A 4,974-nucleotide genomic window follows, 5' to 3' on the forward strand; every position below is an offset into this window, starting at 1 on the left:
GGCGCGGGGGAGAGCGCGCCACGGGAGGAGGGGGAGCGTCGCCTGAGAGCGCTCTCAGAGTTTTCTAGATGCACCCACACCGGGCGTCAATGCCCGTGAAGGCTCAACTTCTTGAATGCATAAGCCATGTGACGGTGCATCGCTTCCGTACACCGCTCCGGACGCCCCCGCCCGGCCTGCCGCGCGGGGTGCGCGGCCCGGCCGGGCCGATGCCGAGCGCGCCCGCGAGGGCTGGCCCTGACGCCGACGTCAAGGTCTACGGTCGGGGCATGCGGATCGGAGAACTGGCGAAGCGCGCGGGCACGACGACGCGCGCCCTGCGGTACTACGAAGCGCTGGGGCTGCTCCCGGCCCGGCGCACGGTCAACGGCTACCGGACGTACGACGAGAGCGACCTGCGGTTGCTGCGGCAGATCCGGACGCTCCAGGAATTCGGCTTCGGGCTGGAGGAGACCCGGCCGTTCGTGGAGTGCCTGCAGGCCGGCCACCCGGCGGGCGACTCCTGCCCGGCCTCGCTCGACGTCTACCGGCGCAAGCTCGCCGAACTCGACGAGCTCATAGGGCGGTTGGGGGCCGTGCGCGTCACGATCGCGGCGCAACTGGCGCGGGCCGAACGGGAGGCGGGTGACTCGGGTGACCTGCGTGCCGCCGGTGAAGCGGGTGAAGCGGGTGAAGCGGGTGAAGCGGCGTACGCGTCGGCACACTGGCCCGCGCCCGAGCCGCGCTGCGAACTGACCACGATGATCGAGGGGATGGGCTGACATGGCGGAAACGGTGGGCGTGGCGGCGGTCACGGACGCGACGTTCGGGCGGGAGGTGCTGGCCAGCGAGGTGCCGGTGCTGGTGAAGTTCACCGCGGACTGGTGCCCCCCGTGCCGGCAGATCGCGCCGGTGCTGAGCGAGGTGGCGCGGGAGGAGGTCGGCCGGCTGAAGGTGGTGCAGATCGACGTGGACACCAATCCGCGGACGCAGTCGCGGTACGGCGTGCTGTCGATGCCGACGCTGATGGTGTTCCGGCAGGGCGAGCCGGTCATGTCGGTGGTGGGGGCGCGGTCGAAGAGCCGGCTGCTGCGGGAGTTGGCCGACATCCGCTGAGCCGGTACCGCCCCGGAAAGAAAAATGCCCCGGGCGTAATTGACGTCCGGGGTGTTTCTCTGCGTATATTGATTGTTTCTGCGACTTCCCTGGCCGGAAGTGCAGAGAATTTCACTAACGCACATCATATCGGGGCTGGAGCAGAATTGTCAAGCGAGGAATTGGATCGCGAGCAGAAATTCATCACTCTGCTCTACGAGCGTCTCGATGCCCTCCGCGAGCAGGCCGACGGGTCGGTCCGGAGTGCGTTGTCGCAGGTCGTCGGCGGTCGCCAGGACCGGTTGGAACGTGACATCACCGTCACGGAACAGTCCGGCAGACTCGCCACACTCGATGCCGTGGAATCCGGGCTCTGCTTCGGCAGGATCGATCTCCGGGACGGCGAGCACCACCACATCGGCCGAATCGGAATCCCCGACGAGGACCTCGGGCACACGCCCATGCTGATCGACTGGCGTGCCCCGGTCGCCCGCCCGTTCTATCTCGCGACCGGTCACACCCCGATGGGCCTGCGCCGCCGCCGGCACCTCACCACCAGGGACCGCCGGGTCACCGCCCTGCACGACGAGATCCTCGACCTCGACGAGGCCGACGCGGCCCACCGCACCGGCTACGAGGACCCCAACGGCGACGCCGTGCTGCTCGCCGCCGTCAACGCCACCCGCACCGGCCGCATGGCCGACATCGTGCGCACCATCCAGGCGGAGCAGGACCACATCATCCGGGCCTCGCACCGGGGTGTCCTCGTCGTCGAGGGCGGTCCCGGCACCGGCAAGACCGCGGTCGCCCTGCACCGCGCCGCCTACCTCCTCTACGCGCACCGCGAGCAACTGGCCCGCCGCGCCGTGCTGATCGTCGGCCCCAACCCGGCCTTCCTCGGCTACATCGGCAATGTGCTGCCCTCCCTCGGCGAGACCGGGGTCCTGCTGGCGACCCTGGGCGAACTCTTCCCCGGCGTACGGGCCACCGGCACCGACACCCCGGAGGCCGCCGCCGTCAAGGGCGACGCCCGCATGGCCGGCGTACTCGCCCGGGTCGTGGCCGACCGGCAGCGGCTGCCCGATCCGGTCATCGGGATCGAGCACGACCGCGAGACCCTGTACCTCGACCACGAGGCGGCGGCGCTCGCCCGCGCCCACGCCCGCGACACCGGGCTGCCGCACAACCCGGCCCGCCCCCACTTCGCCGCGCGGGTCCTCGACATCCTCACCGAGCAGCTCGCCGACCGCATCGGCGCCGACCCGCTCGGCGGCCCCAACCTGCTCGACGCCTCCGACGTCGGGCAACTGCGCAAGGAGCTGAACGGCAACGCGGGCGTGCACGCGGCGATCGAGAGCCTGTGGCCGTATCTCACCCCGCAGCGGCTGGTCGCCGAGTTCCTGGAGCGGCCCACCCATCTGCCGCCCGCCGACGCCGCGCTGATCCGCCGCGGCGCCGCGGACCCGACCGGGCTGACCGACCGCACCGAGTGGACCCCCGCCGACGTGCCGCTGCTCGACGAGGCGGCCGAACTCCTCGGCGAGGACGACGGCGCGGCCCGCGCGGCCGCGGAGGCCGAGCGCCGGGAGCGGATCGCGTACGCGCAGGGCGTGCTCGACCTCTCCCTGGGCTCCCGCACCACCGACTTCGACGAGGAGGACGAGTCAGAGGTCCTCGCCGCCCACGACATCATCGACGCCGAGCGGTTCGCCGAGCGGCAGGAGGAGGCCGACCACCGCAGCGCCGCCGAGCGGGCCGCGGCCGACCGGACCTGGGCCTTCGGGCACATCGTCGTCGACGAGGCGCAGGAGCTGTCCGCGATGGCCTGGCGGCTGCTGATGCGCCGCTGCCCGACCCGCTCCATGACCCTCGTCGGCGATCCGGCCCAGACCGGCTCGGCCACGGGGTCCGACTCCTGGGAACAGATCCTCGGCCCGTACGTCCAGGACCGCTGGCGGCACACCCGGCTGCGCGTCAACTACCGCACGCCCGCGGAGATCATGGAGACGGCGGCCCGGGTGCGCAGGGACACGGATCCGTCCTTCGAGCCGCCGCGCTCGGTGCGTTCCACCGGGGTGGAGCCGTGGACGCTGACGGCGCCGCCCGAGGCACTGGTGCGCACGGCGGCCGAGGCAGCTGCCCGGGAGTCCCGCGCACCGGGGCGGCTCGCGGTGATCGCGCCGGCGGAACTGCACGCGGAACTCGCCGCCGCGCTGCCCGGGGCGTCGTCGGGCCCCGACCCGGATCTGACGCGTGACGTCGTGCTGCTGGATCCGCGCCAGTCCAAGGGGCTGGAGTTCGACTCGGTGATCGTCGTCGCCCCCGAACGCATCCGCACCGGATCGCCCCGCGGCGTCAACGACCTGTACGTCGCCCTGACCCGCGCCACTCAGCGGCTGGGACTGATCGGTTTCGGTTCGCCTCACCAGGTATCACCAACTAATAACAGGTAGTCACAGTCACCGCGCGTACACGACCGTTGCGGTAAGCGTGTCCACCATGAACTACATCGCCCCCTCCCTCGAGTCGCTGCCCGTGGAGTCCCTGCTGACAGCGGAGTTCGACGTCAACCCGGGCGCGGTCTACCAGCGGCTGCGCAGCACCTACGGGCAGGTCGCCCCGGTCGATCTCGCGGGAGTGCCCGTCTGGCTGGTCCTGGGCTACCAGGAAGTCCTGGACGTCCTGCGCGACGAGCACACCTGGAAGCGCGACATACGCCACTGGCGGGCCCGCGCCGAGGGCAGGCTGCCGCGCGACTGGGCGCCGCTCGCGGCGCACGAGGTACGCCAGACCATGTTCCTCGACGGGGCGGAGCACCGCGCGGCCCGGCAGACGTTCCACGCCGCCCTCTCCCCGTTCCAGGACAGCCGCACCCCGCAGGGCAGGGAGCTGAGGGCCGCCGTCGTCCGGTACGCCGACGAACTCGTCGGCGCCCTGGCCGCCGAGGCGGGGCCCGTGGGCTTCGCCGATCTGAACGCGCAGTACACCAGACCGCTGATGCTCATGATCGTCAGCCGGCTGTTCGGCTTCCCGGAGGACGTCGGTGAAGAGGTGGTCGTCGACCTCTGGCACCTGCTGGACGCCGGCCCCGACGCGGCGGAGGCCACCGGACGGGCGCTGGAGGCGATGACCCGGGTCGCCGCCCACTGCCGGGCGAGGCCCGGCGAGGACGTGACCTCGGGCATGCTCGCCGCGGACCCGTCCCTCACCGACGAACAGCTCGGCCGTGAGATCTTCGCCAACGCCCTCTTCCTCTCCGACGCCACCGGCAACATGATCCTGGCCACCCTCCTGGAGACGCTCACGAGCGGATCCGGCGGAGTCCTCGCCGCCGCCCCCTCCACGGGCCTGATCGGCGACCTCGTCAACAGGGTCGGCCTCATCAATCCGCCCACGGCCAACCTGACCTTCCGGTTCCCGGCCCATGACGTGCGGCTGGGGAACTTCCGGCTACTGGCCGGCGACACCGTCGTACCGTCGCTCGCGGCCGCCCACCAGGACCTCATGACGTTCGGCGGCGCGGACGCCGCCAGCCGTGCCCACCTCGCCTGGGGCGCCGGGCCGCACCAGTGCCCGGGTGCCGCCCACGCACTGGCCGACACGATCGTGGCCGTGGCGGTCGGCCGGATCTGCGAGCACTTCGCCAGGGCGGAGACGACCCTGCCGCCGAACCAGCTGCCGTGGCGCGCCGGGCCCGTCTCCCGCGGGCTGCGCGGCCTGCCGGTCCGCTACGAGCTCAAGGCGACCGGCCCGGCCCGCGGCGGGGCCGGCGCCCCGGCCGCGCTCGGCGGTTCCCCGGCCGCCGACCGCGGACCCAAGGGGCCGCTGGCCGCGCTGCGCCGCATGATGTTCGGCTCACGGCGCTGACGCCCGGGTGCCGCTGCTCCGGTCGGCCCCGCC

At 72.4% G+C, this 4,974-nt stretch carries 4 protein-coding genes; all 4 read left to right on the plus strand.

Translation table 11 applies throughout. The features are described 5' to 3' along the window. Positions 1–269: 269 nt before the first annotated feature. The 4 genes from GUY61_RS34615 to GUY61_RS34630 all read left to right on the plus strand — a co-directional run bounded on the left by GUY61_RS34615 (position 270) and on the right by GUY61_RS34630 (position 4,941). Complete coding sequence (locus GUY61_RS34615) at positions 270–761, plus strand: MerR family transcriptional regulator (RefSeq protein ID WP_166634288.1); 492 nt, start codon at positions 270–272, stop codon at positions 759–761. 1 nt (position 762) lies between these two features. After that, the gene (locus GUY61_RS34620; RefSeq protein WP_166634289.1) at positions 763–1,095 is read left to right on the plus strand and encodes a co-chaperone YbbN; all 333 of its coding nucleotides are present in this window, start codon (positions 763–765) and stop codon (positions 1,093–1,095) included. Positions 1,096–1,241: 146 nt separating this feature from the next. Then, the gene (locus GUY61_RS34625) at positions 1,242–3,527 is read left to right on the plus strand and encodes an ATP-binding domain-containing protein (RefSeq protein WP_243766964.1); all 2,286 of its coding nucleotides are present in this window, start codon (positions 1,242–1,244) and stop codon (positions 3,525–3,527) included. A 46-nt stretch (positions 3,528–3,573) separates the two neighbouring features. Beyond that, positions 3,574–4,941: a cytochrome P450 gene (locus GUY61_RS34630; RefSeq protein ID WP_166634290.1), complete on the plus strand. Its 1,368-nt coding sequence runs from the start codon at positions 3,574–3,576 to the stop codon at positions 4,939–4,941. Positions 4,942–4,974: the final 33 nt, after the last annotated feature.

It is taken from the genome of Streptomyces sp. GC420 (genome assembly GCF_009916105.1).
Lineage (GTDB): Bacteria > Actinomycetota > Actinomycetes > Streptomycetales > Streptomycetaceae > Streptomyces.